Annotated in this window: 13 protein-coding genes, 4 tRNA genes and 4 other RNA genes; all 21 read right to left on the bottom strand. The window is 56.0% G+C overall.

The window, feature by feature from the left end; all coding sequences use genetic code 11:
• Positions 1-549: 549 nt before the first annotated feature.
• A non-coding RNA gene (locus AC6I8I_RS00715) (RtT sRNA) lies at positions 550-679 on the bottom strand.
• Between the two features lie 33 nt (positions 680-712).
• Positions 713-842: non-coding RNA, RtT sRNA (locus AC6I8I_RS00710), on the bottom strand.
• Positions 843-875: 33 nt separating this feature from the next.
• A non-coding RNA gene (locus AC6I8I_RS00705) (RtT sRNA) lies at positions 876-1,004 on the bottom strand.
• A 32-nt stretch (positions 1,005-1,036) separates the two neighbouring features.
• Positions 1,037-1,165: non-coding RNA, RtT sRNA (locus tag AC6I8I_RS00700), on the bottom strand.
• Between the two features lie 32 nt (positions 1,166-1,197).
• Positions 1,198-1,274: transfer RNA gene (locus AC6I8I_RS00695), tRNA-Pro, on the bottom strand.
• Positions 1,275-1,294: 20 nt separating this feature from the next.
• Positions 1,295-1,381 (bottom strand) — tRNA-Leu (locus tag AC6I8I_RS00690).
• Between the two features lie 16 nt (positions 1,382-1,397).
• Positions 1,398-1,473 (bottom strand) — tRNA-His (locus AC6I8I_RS00685).
• 102 nt (positions 1,474-1,575) lie between these two features.
• Positions 1,576-1,652, bottom strand: a tRNA-Arg gene (locus tag AC6I8I_RS00680).
• Positions 1,653-1,810: 158 nt separating this feature from the next.
• Complete coding sequence (gene wecG, locus AC6I8I_RS00675; protein WP_312054764.1) at positions 1,811-2,551, bottom strand: lipopolysaccharide N-acetylmannosaminouronosyltransferase; 741 nt, start codon at positions 2,549-2,551, stop codon at positions 1,811-1,813.
• A gap of 25 nt (positions 2,552-2,576) precedes the next feature.
• Positions 2,577-3,920 carry an ECA oligosaccharide polymerase gene (wzyE, locus tag AC6I8I_RS00670; protein ID WP_312054766.1) on the bottom strand — a complete coding sequence of 448 codons (1,344 nt, stop codon included), beginning with the start codon at positions 3,918-3,920 and terminating at the stop codon, positions 2,577-2,579.
• Positions 3,917-4,984 carry a TDP-N-acetylfucosamine:lipid II N-acetylfucosaminyltransferase gene (gene wecF / locus AC6I8I_RS00665; RefSeq protein WP_497828239.1) on the bottom strand — a complete coding sequence of 356 codons (1,068 nt, stop codon included), beginning with the start codon at positions 4,982-4,984 and terminating at the stop codon, positions 3,917-3,919. Before wecF ends, wzyE begins: the two co-directional genes overlap by 4 nt.
• On the bottom strand, positions 4,981-6,231 hold the full coding sequence (wzxE, locus tag AC6I8I_RS00660; protein WP_312054770.1) for a lipid III flippase WzxE: 1,251 nt from the start codon (positions 6,229-6,231) through the stop codon (positions 4,981-4,983). Before wzxE ends, wecF begins: the two co-directional genes overlap by 4 nt.
• Positions 6,231-7,361 carry a dTDP-4-amino-4,6-dideoxygalactose transaminase gene (gene rffA, locus AC6I8I_RS00655; protein WP_312759233.1) on the bottom strand — a complete coding sequence of 377 codons (1,131 nt, stop codon included), beginning with the start codon at positions 7,359-7,361 and terminating at the stop codon, positions 6,231-6,233. Before rffA ends, wzxE begins: the two co-directional genes overlap by 1 nt.
• Complete coding sequence (gene rffC, locus AC6I8I_RS00650; RefSeq protein ID WP_497828238.1) at positions 7,348-8,055, bottom strand: dTDP-4-amino-4,6-dideoxy-D-galactose acyltransferase; 708 nt, start codon at positions 8,053-8,055, stop codon at positions 7,348-7,350. Before rffC ends, rffA begins: the two co-directional genes overlap by 14 nt.
• The gene (gene rfbA, locus AC6I8I_RS00645; RefSeq protein ID WP_497828237.1) at positions 8,033-8,914 is read right to left on the bottom strand and encodes a glucose-1-phosphate thymidylyltransferase RfbA; all 882 of its coding nucleotides are present in this window, start codon (positions 8,912-8,914) and stop codon (positions 8,033-8,035) included. The genes rffC and rfbA overlap by 23 nt, the downstream gene beginning before the upstream one ends.
• Before the next feature lie 18 nt (positions 8,915-8,932).
• Positions 8,933-10,003 carry a dTDP-glucose 4,6-dehydratase gene (gene rfbB / locus AC6I8I_RS00640; protein WP_497828236.1) on the bottom strand — a complete coding sequence of 357 codons (1,071 nt, stop codon included), beginning with the start codon at positions 10,001-10,003 and terminating at the stop codon, positions 8,933-8,935.
• On the bottom strand, positions 10,000-11,259 hold the full coding sequence (wecC, locus tag AC6I8I_RS00635; RefSeq protein WP_497828235.1) for a UDP-N-acetyl-D-mannosamine dehydrogenase: 1,260 nt from the start codon (positions 11,257-11,259) through the stop codon (positions 10,000-10,002). The genes rfbB and wecC overlap by 4 nt, the downstream gene beginning before the upstream one ends.
• Positions 11,256-12,386: a non-hydrolyzing UDP-N-acetylglucosamine 2-epimerase gene (gene wecB / locus AC6I8I_RS00630; protein WP_497828234.1), complete on the bottom strand. Its 1,131-nt coding sequence runs from the start codon at positions 12,384-12,386 to the stop codon at positions 11,256-11,258. The genes wecC and wecB overlap by 4 nt, the downstream gene beginning before the upstream one ends.
• A 10-nt stretch (positions 12,387-12,396) precedes the next feature.
• Positions 12,397-13,467, bottom strand: a complete 1,071-nt coding sequence (wzzE, locus tag AC6I8I_RS00625) for an ECA polysaccharide chain length modulation protein (RefSeq protein ID WP_312054981.1) — start codon at positions 13,465-13,467, stop codon at positions 12,397-12,399.
• A gap of 3 nt (positions 13,468-13,470) precedes the next feature.
• A complete protein-coding gene (gene wecA / locus AC6I8I_RS00620; RefSeq protein WP_312054782.1) occupies positions 13,471-14,559 on the bottom strand; it encodes a UDP-N-acetylglucosamine--undecaprenyl-phosphate N-acetylglucosaminephosphotransferase in 1,089 nt (362 codons plus the stop codon).
• A 280-nt stretch (positions 14,560-14,839) separates the two neighbouring features.
• Positions 14,840-16,099 carry a transcription termination factor Rho gene (gene rho, locus AC6I8I_RS00615; RefSeq protein WP_031375060.1) on the bottom strand — a complete coding sequence of 420 codons (1,260 nt, stop codon included), beginning with the start codon at positions 16,097-16,099 and terminating at the stop codon, positions 14,840-14,842.
• Between the last annotated feature and the right edge of the window lie 83 nt (positions 16,100-16,182).

The raw sequence follows: 16,182 nt of genomic DNA, 5'->3' as shown, positions 1-16,182 counted from the left end.
AAGCCGGGCTTGCCCGGCTTTTTTGTGCCCGACATTGACCGCCAGCCGGCAGTAAACCGCAGATAAAAAAACACCTGCCATTGGCAGGTGTAAGATCAGGTCGGTAAGACAACCGGCAGGTACCTGACTCAACGTGGTGTCTGTTAACCCTGTAAGACTTTCGCGATACAGGCAGGCAGACAACAGGTACCTAAAAATTGGCTCTGCATCATTCCCAGGTTTATGTAGCATCAGCAAACATAAGAGGTGGAATGAGCATCTACAGGTTTATTATTGCATAATTCATGCCAGCTTAGATTTTATTTTTTAAAAGCTTTTAAATCAGCTATTTAATAATGATGCAGGATAAAGTGGCGTGGGCAGCCTGCCGCGAGTGTCGGTATTCAGCGACACCGGCCCGCTTCGCTGTCTCTCTCTGGAGACAGCCGTGCGTAATCGCCTCGCATTGTTATAAAATCAACGGGTTATCTGTCGCAGAATAGCGACGCAACCGGTCATTCGCTAAACGACAGGCGAAAAAACCTGTCTTTTCAGACAGGTTGCTAAAAATGGTCGGCGAGAGAGGATTACCTGGCTCTGCGAGCCTGCCCTGCGGGCCGTTGCTGAAGCAACGTTTGTCTCGCTGCGCTCGGCTCAAACCTCCTTCGGAGGTCCTCATCCTCTTTTGCTACAGACGAAAAAAAACCTGTCTTTTCAGACAGGCTTCTAAAAATGGTCAGCGAGAGAGGATTACCTGGCTCTGCGAGCCTGCCCTGCGGGCCGTTGCTGAAGCAACGTTTGTCTCGCTGCGCTCGGCTCAAACCTCCTTCGGAGGTCCTCATCCTCTTTTGCTACAGACGAAAAAAAACCTGTCTTTTCAGACAGGCTTCTAAAAATGGTCAGCGAGAGAGGATTACCTGGCTCTGCGAGCCTGCCCTGCGGGCCGTTGCTGAAGCAACGTTGTCTCGCTGCGCTCGGCTCAAACCTCCTTCGGAGGTCCTCATCCTCTTTTGCTACAAACGAAAAAAAACCTGTCTTTTCAGACAGGTTTCTAAAATGGTCGGCGAGAGAGGATTACCTGGCTCTGCGAGCCTGCCCTGCGGGCCGTTGCTGAAGCAACGTTGTCTCGCTGCGCTCGGCTCAAACCTCCTTCGGAGGTCCTCATCCTCCTTTGCTACAAACGAAAAAAAACCTGTCTTTTCAGACAGGTTTCTAAAATGGTCGGCGAGAGAGGATTCGAACCTCCGACCCACTGGTCCCAAACCAGTTGCGCTACCAAGCTGCGCTACTCGCCGATTTTTTTAACTGTTTTGCCTGGTGCGAAGAGAGGGACTTGAACCCTCACGTCCGTTAAGACACTAACACCTGAAGCTAGCGCGTCTACCAATTCCGCCACCTTCGCGTATCCCAGCAAAATCTGGGGTGGCTAATGGGACTCGAACCCACGACAACTGGAATCACAATCCAGGGCTCTACCAACTGAGCTATAGCCACCACTGTACCGAATGTTACAAGTTTAAAACCTGCAGCATTTAAATCTTTACTGCCAACTAACGCGGTAAATCAAACCACCGAAGCTCATGCGCACAAACGATATGGCGCGCCCGACAGGATTCGAACCTGAGACCTCTGCCTCCGGAGGGCAGCGCTCTATCCAGCTGAGCTACGGGCGCGTAGCGCCGTTGCGGATGTGCATACTAGAGATAAGCGCCCATCGTGTCTAGTGCTTTTTGAATAAAAAAACGCGTTTGATTACGCTTTGTGCATTTCGTCGACAAATAGTGCATTTCTCCCGACTCGCCGGGTAAAAATGCGGCATTAATCAGCAATATCAGAGATCGCCGCGCCAGTGATAGCGCAAATATCTCAGCAGTTTTAATTGCCTGCGCCAGCGGCTCGGCTGCCTGATCAGCCGATAGAGCCATTCCAGTCCCAGCCGCTGCCAGATTTTAGGTGCCCGCTTCACATGGCCGGTGAAAACATCATAGGTGCCGCCAACGCCCATATAGAGCGCACCAGGCCAGTGGGCGCGGCACGCCAGCATTAACAGCTCCTGGCGGGGTGAACCCAGCGCAACCGTCACCAGCTTCGCACCGCTGGCGGCCACGCGGGCAAACAGCGCATCCTGCTCGGCTGGCGCAAAATAACCATCCTGCGCCCCGACAATGTTCACATTCCACTGCCGCCGCAGCTTGTCGCAGGTTTCATCCAGCACCGCCTGACGCCCACCAATCAGAAATACCGGGGTACCCTCACGTCCGGCGCGCTCCATTAGCGCTTCCCATAAGTCTGCGCCAGCAATGCGCTGTACCGAAGCCTGCGGGTATTTTTTACGGATTGAACGAACGATACTGATGCCGTCCGGATAAGCGAACTCGGCCTGGGTTAACAGGTTACGTAATCCCTCATCCCGTTCGGCAGTCAGAATCTTTTCTGCATTGATGGCGACTAAGATGCCGCTCCGCACGCCCTGCGGCGGCATTAAAAAATCCACCGCCGACGGCATGCTGTCGAAGCCATACAGTGCGACGCCGCGAATCCGGTACTGCGGCGAGTCAGGTAACTTTGTCATATCTTCCGTCAATCCCAGAGGTTAATCAGGAGGGGCTATGCAGCACCCGCTCGCTGCGATCGCGAATTAAACCGGCGCGATCCAATAACCAAAATAGTAATTTAGCCACTCCCAGACAGGCGGCAAAAATAATAGCGAAAAACACCACGCGTGAGCCAAACGCATCCAGCCCTTCACGCGCCAGCACGATCATGTTGAACACCGCGCCAAAACAGAAACTTTGCAGAATAGCTCCGCTGTAGCGATTGGTTTCCTGGCAGCCACGCGCATAGAGCGCATCGAAGACTTTGATAATCATCCCCACCGCCACCGCGCCGATCGGAATCGCCCAGACGCCGCCCATTACCACCAGTGAACCGATCAGCGTCGGCGAAATCGCCAGTCCCGAATGGTTATTCAGCACTTCCCAGGTGAAGTAGTTAGCGCTGTTCAGCACCGCCAGCGGACGATCCGGCCACAGCCAGCTGGGAATAAACACATAAAAATCACGCCAGAGCGGCGCCAGCCCCTGGAACTCAATTTTGGCATAGTTATCCAGCAGTAATGCCAGGTTCTCCCAAGGCGAGAAGGTATCACGCGTCAGGTAGAGAAAGGTATAAAAGGCTTCATCGCCCATCACGTCGAGGTTATAACGGCGCAGCGCCAGCCAGAACATGCCGGCAATCGCCATCACACCTGCGGTTGCCAGCATCCACAGGGTAATCCAGCCGCGGGTGATGCCTATAAACAGAAACAGGGCAAACGCGATAATGATATTGGCACGGGTTCCGCCGACCAGCGCGTAGGTCAGCAGACCAAAAGCGACGGTCACCAGCAGAAACAGCAGCCAGTTGCGTCGTGACGGACGCAAAAAATAGGGGATCAACATCGCCGGAATAAAGAAGTAGAAGAAGCGCTTGAGCGCCACGCCAGAGACTTCGCTGGAGAAGATCTGGTTATAGGCGGTCAGGCGGAACAGCAGAAAGCCGTTGTGGATGAAAAAAACCGTCACGGTGCCCAGCGCCACCAGCGCCAGGATCACGCAGGTCAGATGAGTTTCGACCCGATTCATCTGCAGCCAGGGTTTAGCCGGCGGGGCGTTAGCGGGCCGCAGTCGGACCTTATAGCTGACGTAATAGAGGGCATAAAATCCGGTGGCCGACAGCAGCGCCTGCAGCAGAGACGCCACCGGCACCACCTCAACATTAAAGCGGAACACCAGCACGCTGGTCAGCGGAAACCCGAAGTAAAAAGTCAGTAAGAACAGCAGTGTGAAGAACAGATGGAAGTTAAAACGCACGCGCTTAAACTCCCGCCAGGTCAGGGTGAGAATAAAACCCAGCGACAGCAGGTAGACCGCCAGCAGACCGCTAAACTGCATCAGGCTCATGACAACTCCCCTTCGCTGAGGCGTAATGCTGAGCGCCATCCGGCCAGATAGCCGGGCGCAAAAAAGGCTATCGCCTGTTTGTCGCAGCTCGCTAACTGACGACGCGCCTCGCTAATCACCGCAGGCGTGAGTGCATCTTCGCTGAACAGCACCGGCAACTGCTGCTCCGCCACATCACGCCAGAATGGGTTTTTACGACTCAGCACAAAGGGCACGTTGGCCTGGATTAACAGACACAAGGTCCCGATCCCCTGCTGACGTTCAAACATAAAATAGCCGACGTGGCAGCGCGCCAGCAGCGCTAAATAGTCATCAAACGCCATTTTCTCATCAATCAGCTTCACCTGTCCCTGCGGAAACAGCGCCTCAGCCGCCGCTCTCACCTGACTGATATAGGCCTGATTGTTCGGCGGATAACCCAGCGGTACCTCAATACGCAGCTGGTCGCCAAACTGCGCGTGAATCGCCTTGAGTCCGTCGATATGCCGGTTGCTCGGATCGCCTGAATTTCCCAGCAACAGAGTAAACGTCGGATCGGGCGCAGCATGGACCGCCACATCCGGCATGCGGGTCGGGAAATAGAGTAACGAACCGGGTACCCGGCGATGGCGTTGCTGGTAATGATGCAGATCGCCGCGCGTGGCAAAAACGTGCGCCACTCGCCCCTGCGCCATCCGGCGCAGAAAATAGAACAGGCGAAACTTCAGGCTGCGAGAATCTTCATACAGATCTGCGCCCCACACGTGCCAGAACAGCTGGGAACGATGCAGCTTGCCGCTGAGTAACGCCAGCCAGAGCCAGGGATTGAACTGGCCGTGGCAGAAGAAGCGTTGCTGACGCCGCCTGGCACGCTGCAATACCGCCTGCGCCAGCGCTTTTTTACTGGCAAAGCACTCAATCTGTAAGGCGCTGAACGGCGAAAAACTCTCAGGCTGTGGCGTTACCACCATAAAATGGCGTGGCGTAGCCGTGGGCTGTTCAACGCTCAGTACATCGTTGAAGAAGCGCAGCACCGTGAGGTTGTGGTGGGGAATATCCGATCCCAAAACGTGAATTAAAGTCATTTTTTCCGGCAATAAATCATAAAAGCGCCACAACACAGGGCAAAGTAAGCCATATAGGTAAACATGTAAGCCTGCGCCGCTCCCGTTGCGCCCTGTAACGGAATTAGCCAGCGCGAGAACAGCGTCAGCAATACAAACTGGCTGATCTCAGTCAGAACATAAAAGCGCAGCGAGGCTTTGGCGATCACCAGATATCCGAAAACATAGGCTCCCACTTTAAAAACATCGCCACACAGTTGCCAGACAAACAGATCGCGCATGCCACGGAACGCGTCGGAAAACAGCAGGCTGATGGCAACATCCCGCAGGATCCAGACCGCGAAACTGGCCACCGCCACCGCCGGCAGCACAAAGCGCAGCGCCCGGCCAATTTCCTGTGCAATATCGCGTTTGTTATCCAGTCGCGCCAGCGTCGGCAGCAGCCAGACGCTGAAAGTGGCGGTAATAAATTGCAGATAGGCATCGGAGATACTGGTCACGCCCTGCCACAGTCCGACCTGCGCCCAGCCTTGCTGCGCCGCCAGCAGGTTACGCATCATTACCCAGGCCACCGGTAGCGTCACGGTGGTAATCAACGCCATCAGGGTATATTTAGCCAGATTACGCGCCAGCTCGGGCTGCCATTGCGGACGCAGCCAGCTGAGCGGCAAAGGTACGCGGCGCTTCAGCAAGATCACAGCCGGCACCAGCAACAGGGCCGGCACCAGCGCCAGACCGATCAGTGCGCCCTGATAACCACCCAACCACCAGCACAGCAGATAACCCACGACGCCAATCAGGCTGCCGAGAATCAGCGCCAGCGCATTGCCGCGCGCATCACGATACCCTTTCAGCAGCGCCAGACTAAAGTTCGCCCACGCGATACCGAGCTGAAGAAACGCCACCACGCGGATCACGTTCTGATAGCGATCGTGACCAAAAAGCGCATTGCTGATCGGGCCTGCCGCCAGCAGGAACAGCAGCGCCAGCACGCCGGAAAAGCCCAGCACCAGGGTTGAGGCGGTGCCAACCAGCGCTCGTAACCGCTCGGGCTGCTGCTGATACTGCGCCACATAGCTGGTGACGCCGTTGAAAATTCCGGCCCCCGCCAGCACACCCAGCACGGTGATCAGCTGACGAAAGTTACCCGCCTGACCGACGCCCTCCGGCCCGAAGCTGACCGCCAGCAGTTTGACCACCAGCAGTCCGGCAACGATTTTTACCAGCGTGGACGACGCGGTCCACACTGAAGCTTTGGCCAGTGACATCAGGAAAAGAAGCTCAGCAGCGAGCTGATAACCGTGCTCTGGTTGTTATCCGACAGGTTATAGAACAGCGGCAGGCGCAGCAGGCGTTCGCTCTCAACGGTGGTGAAGCGGTCGTCGCCAACAAACTGCGAGAAACGCTGGCCAGCCGGCGAACTGTGTAGCGGAATATAGTGGAATACCGTCAGTATCTCGGCCTCTTTCATCCAGTTAATCAGCGCCTGACGATCGTCCTGATCGCGCAGTTTGATATAGAACATATGCGCGTTGTGCTCGCAGCTGGCGGGGATTACCGGCAGCGCGATTCGTCCCTGCTCTGCCAGCGGCTGTAACGCATCATGATAACGTTGCCAGATGCGCAACCGCTGCTGGTTGATACGTTCAGCCGCTTCCAGCTGCGCCCAGAGATAGGCTGCCTGCAAATCGGCCATCAGGTAGCTTGATCCCATATCGCGCCAGGTATATTTATCCACCTGACCGCGGAAAAACTGGCTGCGGTTAGTGCCTTTTTCGCGAATGATTTCGGCACGCTCGACCAGGCTGGCGTCATTAATTAAGGTCGCCCCGCCTTCACCACCGGCGGTGTAATTCTTGGTTTCATGGAAGCTGAAACAACCAATGTGACCTATGGTGCCCAGCGCACGGCCTTTGTAGCGTGACATCACGCCCTGCGCCGCATCTTCAATGACAAACAGCTTATGCTTCGCCGCCAGCGCCATTATGGTGTCCATTTCACAGGCGACGCCGGCGTAGTGCACCGGCACAATAGCGCGGGTTCTTTCGGTGATGGCGGCTTCGATCAGCGTCTCGTCGATATTCATGGTATCGGGACGCACATCGACAAACACGATGCGGGCGCCGCGCAGCACAAAAGCGTTGGCGGTAGAGACGAAGGTATAGCTCGGCATGATCACTTCATCGCCCGGCTGCAGATCGATCAACAGCGCGGCCATCTCCAGTGACGCGGTACAGGAGGGCGTCAGCAGCACTTTTTTACTGCCAAAGCGCTGCTCCATCCACTGCTGGCAGCGACGGGTAAAACCGCCGTCTCCGCACAGCTTGCCGCTGTTCATCGCCGACTGCATGTACTCAATTTCCGTGCCCACAACCGGGGGTGCATTAAATGGAATCATGACCTTTCCTGTAGAACCAGTAGGCGGTGCTGTCGATACGGGCACCGCTGCGTAAATAGAGGCGCATCGCCGTGAGATTACTGAGCTGAGTGGCGACCCGAAGCTGCGCCAGTCGCCGCACCCGCGCCCAGTCCGCTGCCGCCAGCATCAGCCGTTGGCCCAGTCCCTGGCCCTGCGCGTCAGGCAGCACCGCCAGCAAACCGATACGAGCGTCGCCGTCCACTTCACGCAACGAGACGAAGCCCTGTAGCTGGCCTGCCGCATCCGCAGCCACCAGGCATTGATGATCAAAGGTGCCACGCACCGCGTTTTCAATCCACTGGGCGTAGAAACGACCGCTGGCGTCGGGCGCATACCACGGCGCACGAAAGCGACTCTGACTGAACAGCTGTGAGGCCGCCTCGCGCAGGGCCGGAATTTGCGCCTCGCGTGCAATGCGAATGCCGACCTGTCGTTCGGTCTGGTTAATCAGCAGCGTCAGATCCGCTTCACCTTCCACCAGCTGGAACCGGTGCTGCTGCAGCGTATCAATCAGCGCGGTCTGGCTGGCGGGCACTTTGACCTGCAGCAGCGCGCAGGGATGTTGCAGCGCTGCATCCAGAGCGGTGTCACCGTTAAGATCCAGCCGCACGGTTTCAATACCGAAGAACTGGCTCTCCCAGCTAAGGGGATTAATATTGACGTGGACGGGCATGTAACAGATCCAGCAGGTATTGGCCGTAGCCGGTTTTAGTCAGCGCTTCGCCTGCCGCACGTAGCTGGTCATCACTCAGCCAGCTGTTACGCCAGGCGATCTCTTCCAGACAGGCGATCTTGAAGCCCTGACGTTTTTCAACCGTCTGCACAAACATGCTCGCTTCCACCAGGCTGTCATGGGTGCCGGTATCCAGCCACGCGAACCCGCGTCCCAGCAGTTCGACGGTCAGCTCACCGCGCTCAAGATACATCTGATTAATGGCGGTGATTTCCAGTTCACCGCGTGGCGAAGGCTTAACCTGTCTGGCGAAGTCGACTACCTGATTATCATAGAAATAGAGGCCGGTGACCGCCCAGCGAGACTTCGGCTGTTTTGGCTTCTCTTCAATAGAGATCGCTTTAAAATCATCATCAAACTCCACCACGCCGAAGCGTTCGGGATCCATCACCTGATAACCGAACACGGTCGCGCCGCGGTTCTGCTCTACCACTTTTCTTAGCTTCGGACTGAATCCCTGGCCGAAGTAAAGATTGTCGCCCAGTACCAGGCAGCAGTTATCGTCGCCAATAAACGATTCACCGATGATAAACGCCTGCGCCAGACCGTCCGGATGGGGCTGAACCGCGTAACTGAGCCGCAGACCAAATTCCGCTCCGTCGCCCAGCAGGCGCTCAAATTGCGCTCGATCTTCCGCCGTGGTAATCAGCAGAATATCGCGGATACCCGCCAGCATCAGTACTGACAGCGGGTAGTAGATCATTGGTTTGTCATAGACCGGCAGCAGTTGCTTAGAAACTGCACGGGTGATGGGATGTAACCGCGTTCCCGATCCTCCGGCTAAAATGATGCCTTTCATCGCTGCTCCTTTCGCTGATTATTGCGATAAGCCGAGGCGCTCACCACGGTAGCGTCCGTCGAGAATGGCCTGCCACCAGTCGGGATTCGCCAGATACCAGGCAACCGTTTTACGCATGCCGCTTTCAAAGGTTTCCTGCGGCAGCCAGCCCAGTTCACGCGCGATTTTGCTGGCATCAATGGCGTAGCGCTGGTCATGGCCGGGGCGGTCGGTTACGTAGGTGATCAGGTCGCGATAATGGGCCAGCCCCTGCGGTTTTTGATCTGCAGCCAGCTCTTCCAGCAGGCTGCATACGGTTTCCACCACCTCAATATTGCGTCGCTCATTATGGCCGCCAATATTGTAGGTCTCGCCAGGCTTGCCATGACTGACCACCTGATACAGCGCGCGGGCATGATCTTCGACATAGAGCCAGTCACGGATCTGTTGTCCGTTGCCGTATACCGGCAGTGCTTTGCCCGCCATGGCGTTGATGATGGTCAGCGGGATCAGTTTTTCCGGAAAGTGGCACGGACCGTAATTGTTTGAACAGTTGGTGACCAGCGTAGGCAAACCGTAGGTTCGCCGCCAGGCCCGGACTAAATGGTCGCTACTGGCTTTACTGGCAGAGTAAGGGCTGCTCGGCGCGTAAGGGGTAGTTTCGGTAAAGTATCCCTGACTATCATGCAGGTCGCCGAACACCTCATCGGTAGAGATGTGGTGAAAGATAAAGGCGGCTTTGCGCGCGGCATCCAGCGCCTGCCAGTAAAAACGCGCCGCTTCCAGCAGCTGGTAAGTCCCGACAATGTTGGTTTCGATAAAGGCGATCGGTCCGTCAATAGAGCGATCCACATGACTTTCCGCGGCAAGATGCATCACGCAGTCGGGTTGATGATGGGCGAAGATCTGATCGAGCGCCGGCCGGTCGCAAATATCAGCCTGCTCAAAGATAAATCGTGGCGAATCGGCGACGCTGCTCAGCGAAGCAAGATTGCCGGCATAGCTGAGTTTGTCGACCACCACCACCTGGTGGTCCGTTTCGGCAATCAGAAAACGAACCAGCGCCGAGCCGATAAAGCCGGCACCGCCAGTAATCAGAAAACGTTTCATCGCCAGACGCCTTTGGTATCGACCACCCACTGCTGGCGCACCCCGGCGGCATCCACTGCGCGGAAAGCACGATGATCCACCAGCATTACCAGGATATCGGCCTGTGCCAGCGCCTGCTCACTGGAGACCAGCGTGGCTTTATCCCTGAGGGACGCCGGAATCTGGTCGATGTGCGGTTCAACCACCCAGGTGCTGCCGCTGTGCCAGTCAGCAATCAGTCGGGCGACAACCATCGCCGGGCTTTCGCGCAGATCGTCAATGTCCGGCTTAAAGGCCAGACCGAAGCAGGCAATGGTCAACTCAGTGGCACGCTTACCGGTTTGCGTCAGGCTATCCGCCAGCGCCGTTTTAACCTGATCCAGTACCCATTGCGGCTTAGCGTCATTGACCTCACGCGCCGTGCGGATCAGGCGCGCCAGCTCAGGATTTTGCGCCACAATAAACCACGGATCGACGGCGATGCAGTGACCGCCGACGCCCGGTCCGGGCTGCAGAATGTTGACGCGCGGATGGCGATTCGCCAGCGCAATCAGTTCCCAGACGTTAATCCCCTGAGCGGCGCAAATCAGCGACAGCTCATTCGCAAAGGCGATATTAACGTCACGGAAGCTGTTTTCGGTCAGCTTACACATCTCAGCGGTGCGGGCGTTGGTTTCCACACATTCGCCTTTTAAAAACAACCGATAGAGTTCACTGGCGCGGGCCGAACAGGCTGGCGTCATGCCGCCAATCACCCGATCGTTATTAATCAGTTCCACCATCACCTTACCCGGCAGCACCCGCTCCGGACAGTAGGCGATATAAATATCGGGCGTTTCACCGTGCTGCGGGAAACGCAGATCGGGACGCGCAGCGGCCAGCCAGTCAGCCATCTGCTCGGTGGTGCCAACTGGCGAGGTTGATTCAAGAATCACTAAATCGCCCGGCTTCAGCACCGGCGCGATCGACTCCGCTGCAGCCTGCACGAAGCGCAGATCGGGCTGATGGTCTGCCTGAAAAGGCGTCGGCACGGCGATAAGAAACGCATCGGCGGCTTCCGGCTGGGTTGTCGCCCGCAGATCGCCGCGCGTGACGGCGGCGTGCACCACCTGGTCTAAATCAGGTTCTACGATATGAATCGCACCGCGATTGATGGTTTCAACCGCCCGGGCGTTGATATCCACCCCCACTACTTTTTTTCCCTTTGAGGCAAAAACGGCTGCCGTTGGCAGCCCAATGTATCCCAGTCCAATCACGGAAATGGTTTGAAAACTCATAAGTCGGCTCGGTTATCTTTTAAGGCTTGCAAAATACGGCCACAGGCTTTGCCATCGCCATACGGATTATGGGCATGGCTCATCGCCTGCCAGGCATTATCGTCCGTCAGCAAGGTGCTGACCTCGGCTACGATTCTGTCGATATCCGTCCCCACCAGTTTTACCGTACCCGCATCGATCGCTTCGGGCCGTTCAGTGGTATCGCGCATGACCAGTACTGGTTTGCCCAGCGAGGGCGCTTCCTCCTGAATGCCGCCCGAATCGGTGAGAATCAGCCAGGCGCGGTTCATCAGCCAGACAAAAGGCAGGTACTCCTGGGGCTCGATCAGAATGATATTTTCAATGCCGCTGAGTATGCGGTTAACCGGCTCGCTGACGTTGGGATTGAGGTGCACCGGGTAGACGATTTGCGCCTCCGGATGCTGCCGCGCAATCTGTGCCAGTGCGCTACAAATCCGCTCAAAACCGTCACCGAAGCTTTCACGCCGATGACCGGTCACCAGCACCAGCTTCTTGCTGGCGTCGAGAAACGGATAGCGCGCCGCCAGCTGGGCATTCAGATTGCAGTCATCCAGCACCCGATCGCGCACCCACAGCAGTGCATCAATCACCGTGTTGCCGGTCACCACGATGCGCGCATCCGGCAGGTTTTCCTGCAACAGGTTCTGGCGCGAACGCGAGGTTGGCGTGAAATGGAGACGGGCAAGATGGCCGGTGAGTTTGCGGTTCCCCTCTTCCGGCCACGGTGACGCCAGATCGCCGGTGCGCAGTCCGGCCTCAACATGGCCGACCGGGATTTGCTGATAAAACGCCGCCAGGCTGGCCGCTAAGGTGGTGGTGGTGTCGCCATGAACCAGCACGATGTCTGGTCTGAAGTCGAGCAACACGGTTTTCATGCCCTCTAAAATGCGGCAGGTGATCTCGGTCAGCCCCTGCTCAGGACGCATAATATTCAGGTCATAGTCCGGCTGCAGCTGAAACAGGCGCAGCACCTGATCGAGCATTTCACGATGCTGTGCCGTGACGCACAGACGCGAGTCAAACACCGGATCCTGCGCCAGGGCCTGAACCAGGGGCGCCATTTTAATGGCTTCGGGACGGGTACCAAATACTGTCAGAACTTTCACACTGTTTCTCTCAATGACGCTGGTCTGACATCAGACGCGGACGACGTGCCAGCGCCACACCAGCCCCAACCAATGCCCCTACGGCACCCCACATAATCATCATGAACAGGCGGCGTGGACTATCACGCGACACCGGCTCTTCGGGGGTACGCAGGTAACGGTAAGTCTGGAATTTACTGTTCAGCGTCGGGCCGGCGACCAGCGTGGTCAGCATGGCTCTGTTCTGATCATAGCTTATATCGAAGTTCGGGCCGGTGGCGCGCAGGGTCTCGAGCTGCCCTTGTAAAACCGGCTTGCCCAGCAGAAACAGGTCGCTGTCCGCCAGGTTTTCGCCCGCTTCGCGCGCCTGTTTTTCATTAATGCCTTGCTGGCTGGCAATCTTCAGTGCCTGTTCCAGACGATGCTGCTGACGCTGAAACACCGCATTGGCCACATCTTCCTGCCGCTTAACCTGCGCCTGAAGCTGAGCCGTCCGCGCCTGCCAGGCCCCTTTGAACTCTTCGTTCAGATGACGGGCTGCACGCTCACTGGCGTAGGCAATGTACTGGCGCAGCAGGTTATTCGCATCGCCGGCGGTTTCTGCTTTTAGCCGCACGTTATCCGGCAGGTTGTGCGCCGCATCGGCGGGCGTGAACAGAATATTGCTGATCATATCGTCAAGCAGCGCAGCATCGTTGTGCGCATTACCGGTTTTTCGGCTTTTATAATAATCGGTTTGCTGCCAGAACTCGCGGCGTGTATCCCACGAGGCTAGCTGCATGGTGAATTCCTGATAGACCTCATCCATCACCGTGGGCGACGGAGCGGTCAGCGTCAGGGCGTTGTTACGCACATCCAGATTGGCGAGGAACTGCTGCTGCGCATAGTAAGATCCAAGCATGTTCACCGTCGGACGATCGGTGACCGCCGTGGTGCTCCAGACTTGTTTCATCAGCAGCGTCGCCAGCCAGGCGACCAGCGCAAACAGCAGCGCCAGTCCGACAATCCAGCGCTTGCCACGCCATAAACGGCAACATAAGCCGCGAATATCCAGTTCGTTGTCCACAATTTCAGCAGGCATGGCAGCGTTATCCTTTGTCAGCGCTTAGCGGGGTAAGTTTTTTTTGGCGTCGCGGTAATGGCTCAGACGGCGTTTGATCCGCCGGACACGTCGCGCCACGCGCCACGCATGCTTCAGGCAGTAGCCGTAAACCATAAAGGCCACCAGGAACAGCAGCAGCATCACCCATTCGGGAATGAACGCCAGGTATTCGCCTAAAACGCCGATACCGGCGAGGATCGCGGCGGCAACGGTAATCAGGACAAAGGCCTGACGCGAGCTAAAACCGGCGCGCATGATCAGATGGTGAATATGCTGGCGGTCGGCAGAGAACGGGCTCATGCCTTTACGCAGACGGCGATACATAATCGCCACCATGTCCATTAATGGAATGGCAATCAGCCACAGTGCGGTCACCGGCGTAATCGGATGGCTCAGGCCCTGAGTGGTTTCCAGCAGGATCCAGATGATGGTGAAGCCAATCATCGTACTGCCCGCATCGCCCATAAAGACTTTGAAGCGACGGCCGAGGAAGCCGAGGTTAAGCAGGATGTAGGGCAGCGTGGCGGCGATCATCGCAAAACACCACATGGCGAGGCTGGTCTGGCCATCAAAGTAGAGGATGATGCCCATAGCCGCGAAGGTCACCGAGGAAAGTCCGCCCAGCAAGCCGTCAATCCCGTCGACCATATTAAAGGCGTTGATCGCCGCCCAGACGGCAAACAGCGTCAGCACGTAGCCAAACGGCCCAACGATCAGTTCAAACGGGCCGACGATAAACCCGAGGCTAAGCAGATAAAGTTTGGCACCGACCATCATCACAACCGCGACCATCGCCTGCACCACGGCACGGATTTTCACGCTGATATCGAAACGATCGTCCAGCGCGCCAACCAGCACCAGTACCCCGGCGCACCCCAGATAGAGCAGCGCATGCGGCAGATAATAATTGGTTATCGCGAAGGTGAAGCAGATACCTGCGAACACAGAAATGCCGCCAACCAACGGAATCGCGCCATGATGACGTTTACGTGAGTTAGGCTTATCAACTAAACCAATTTTTTTAGCTGCTTTTCGAGCAAAAAAGAGGAAAGCCAGGGAAAAGAGAAAAATTAAACCAAGCTCAGTACTCATAGTGAGTAAATTCACGTTAAACGCTCTCAGCTAACATCCCGGGCAACAATACGCGAAAAAGTGCGTTCATCGCTGCGTCGGATTCCGAATTCTGCATAAAGAGATGCACGAACGGTCATTAATTCGTCACCACTACCACAGTCATTATAAATGCTCCTGTCAGTGTTCAATCCTATAGCTCACAAATGAAAAACGCCACGTTGAGACGTGGCGTAAGGTCGATTTTCTGCGCATTTAAGCTAAAAAAGCCGAATCTGTGGTTCGGCTTTACAGTATCGGATTAGGAACGCTTCATCATATCGAAGAATTCATCGTTGGTTTTGGTCATCGCCAACTTGTTGATGAGGAACTCCATCGCGTCGATCTCGCCCATTGGGTGAATAATCTTACGCAGGATCCACATCTTCTGCAGCTCTTCCTGAGAGGTGAGCAGCTCTTCTTTACGGGTACCAGAACGATTGTAATCAATCGCCGGGAAGACGCGTTTTTCTGCGATTTTACGTGAGAGATGCAGTTCCATGTTACCGGTACCTTTAAACTCTTCGTAAATCACCTCATCCATCTTCGAACCGGTGTCTACCAGCGCAGTCGCGATGATGGTCAGGCTACCGCCCTCTTCCACGTTACGTGCCGCACCGAAGAAACGCTTCGGACGGTGCAGGGCGTTGGCATCGACACCACCGGTCAGGACTTTACCTGATGCCGGAACCACAGTGTTGTATGCACGTGCCAGACGGGTGATGGAGTCAAGCAGGATGATCACGTCTTTCTTGTGTTCAACCAGACGCTTGGCCTTTTCAATCACCATTTCAGCAACCTGAACGTGGCGCGAAGCGGGCTCATCAAAGGTAGAGGCGATAACTTCACCTTTGACCAGACGCTGCATCTCGGTGACTTCTTCCGGACGTTCGTCGATCAGCAGCACCATCAGGGTGCAATCCGGGTAGTTGTACGCCAGGCTCTGCGCGATGTTCTGCAGCAGCATGGTTTTACCGGCTTTCGGCGGTGCCACGATCAGGCCACGCTGACCACGACCAATCGGTGAAGCCAGGTCCAGTACACGTGCGGTTAAATCTTCCGTTGAGCCATTACCCCGCTCCATACGCAGACGTTTATTCGCGTGCAGCGGCGTGAGGTTTTCGAACAGAATCTTATTACGCGCGTTTTCCGGCTTGTCGTAGTTAACTTCATTAACTTTCAGCAGCGCAAAATAACGTTCACCCTCTTTTGGGGGACGAATTTTGCCAGAGATGGTGTCACCTGTGCGGAGGTTGAAGCGGCGGATTTGGCTGGGGGAAACGTAGATATCATCAGGACCGGCGAGGTAGGAGCTGTCTCCGGAACGGAGGAATCCAAATCCATCCTGCAGTATCTCCAGCACGCCATCACCGAAGATGTCTTCGCCGCTTTTCGCGTGCTGCTTCAGGATGGAGAAGATAATGTCCTGCTTGCGCATGCGAGCCTGATTTTCCAGCCCCATATTTTCGCCGAGAGTAATCAGCTCAGCAACCGGCGTATTCTTTAATTCGGTAAGATTCATAGTGATGGGTTCTTAAACTCGGGGTAATACTCGAAATGTTTGTCGTGAATGGTATGGCAATTAATCCATGCCGTTAATGGCTC

The organism is Pantoea sp. X-Soil-YNGN-775 (assembly GCF_059730575.1).
Note: the sequence above shows the minus strand (reverse complement) of the source record. Positions and strands in the feature narration are given on the sequence as shown.

What these genes read in the sequence shown, in the direction of transcription:
- rfbA (WP_497828237.1), bottom strand. Translation starts at nt 8,914, where the DNA reads ATGAAAGGCATCATTTTAGCCGGAGGATCGGGAACGCGGTTACATCCC.
- rffC (WP_497828238.1), bottom strand. Translation starts at nt 8,055, where the DNA reads ATGCCCGTCCACGTCAATATTAATCCCCTTAGCTGGGAGAGCCAGTTC.
- wecA (WP_312054782.1), bottom strand. Translation starts at nt 14,559, where the DNA reads ATGAGTACTGAGCTTGGTTTAATTTTTCTCTTTTCCCTGGCTTTCCTC.
- wzyE (WP_312054766.1), bottom strand. Translation starts at nt 3,920, where the DNA reads ATGAGCCTGATGCAGTTTAGCGGTCTGCTGGCGGTCTACCTGCTGTCG.
- wecF (WP_497828239.1), bottom strand. Translation starts at nt 4,984, where the DNA reads ATGACTTTAATTCACGTTTTGGGATCGGATATTCCCCACCACAACCTC.
- rfbB (WP_497828236.1), bottom strand. Translation starts at nt 10,003, where the DNA reads ATGAAACGTTTTCTGATTACTGGCGGTGCCGGCTTTATCGGCTCGGCG.
- rffA (WP_312759233.1), bottom strand. Translation starts at nt 7,361, where the DNA reads ATGATTCCATTTAATGCACCCCCGGTTGTGGGCACGGAAATTGAGTAC.
- wzxE (WP_312054770.1), bottom strand. Translation starts at nt 6,231, where the DNA reads ATGTCACTGGCCAAAGCTTCAGTGTGGACCGCGTCGTCCACGCTGGTA.
- rho (WP_031375060.1), bottom strand. Translation starts at nt 16,099, where the DNA reads ATGAATCTTACCGAATTAAAGAATACGCCGGTTGCTGAGCTGATTACT.
- wecG (WP_312054764.1), bottom strand. Translation starts at nt 2,551, where the DNA reads ATGACAAAGTTACCTGACTCGCCGCAGTACCGGATTCGCGGCGTCGCA.
- wecC (WP_497828235.1), bottom strand. Translation starts at nt 11,259, where the DNA reads ATGAGTTTTCAAACCATTTCCGTGATTGGACTGGGATACATTGGGCTG.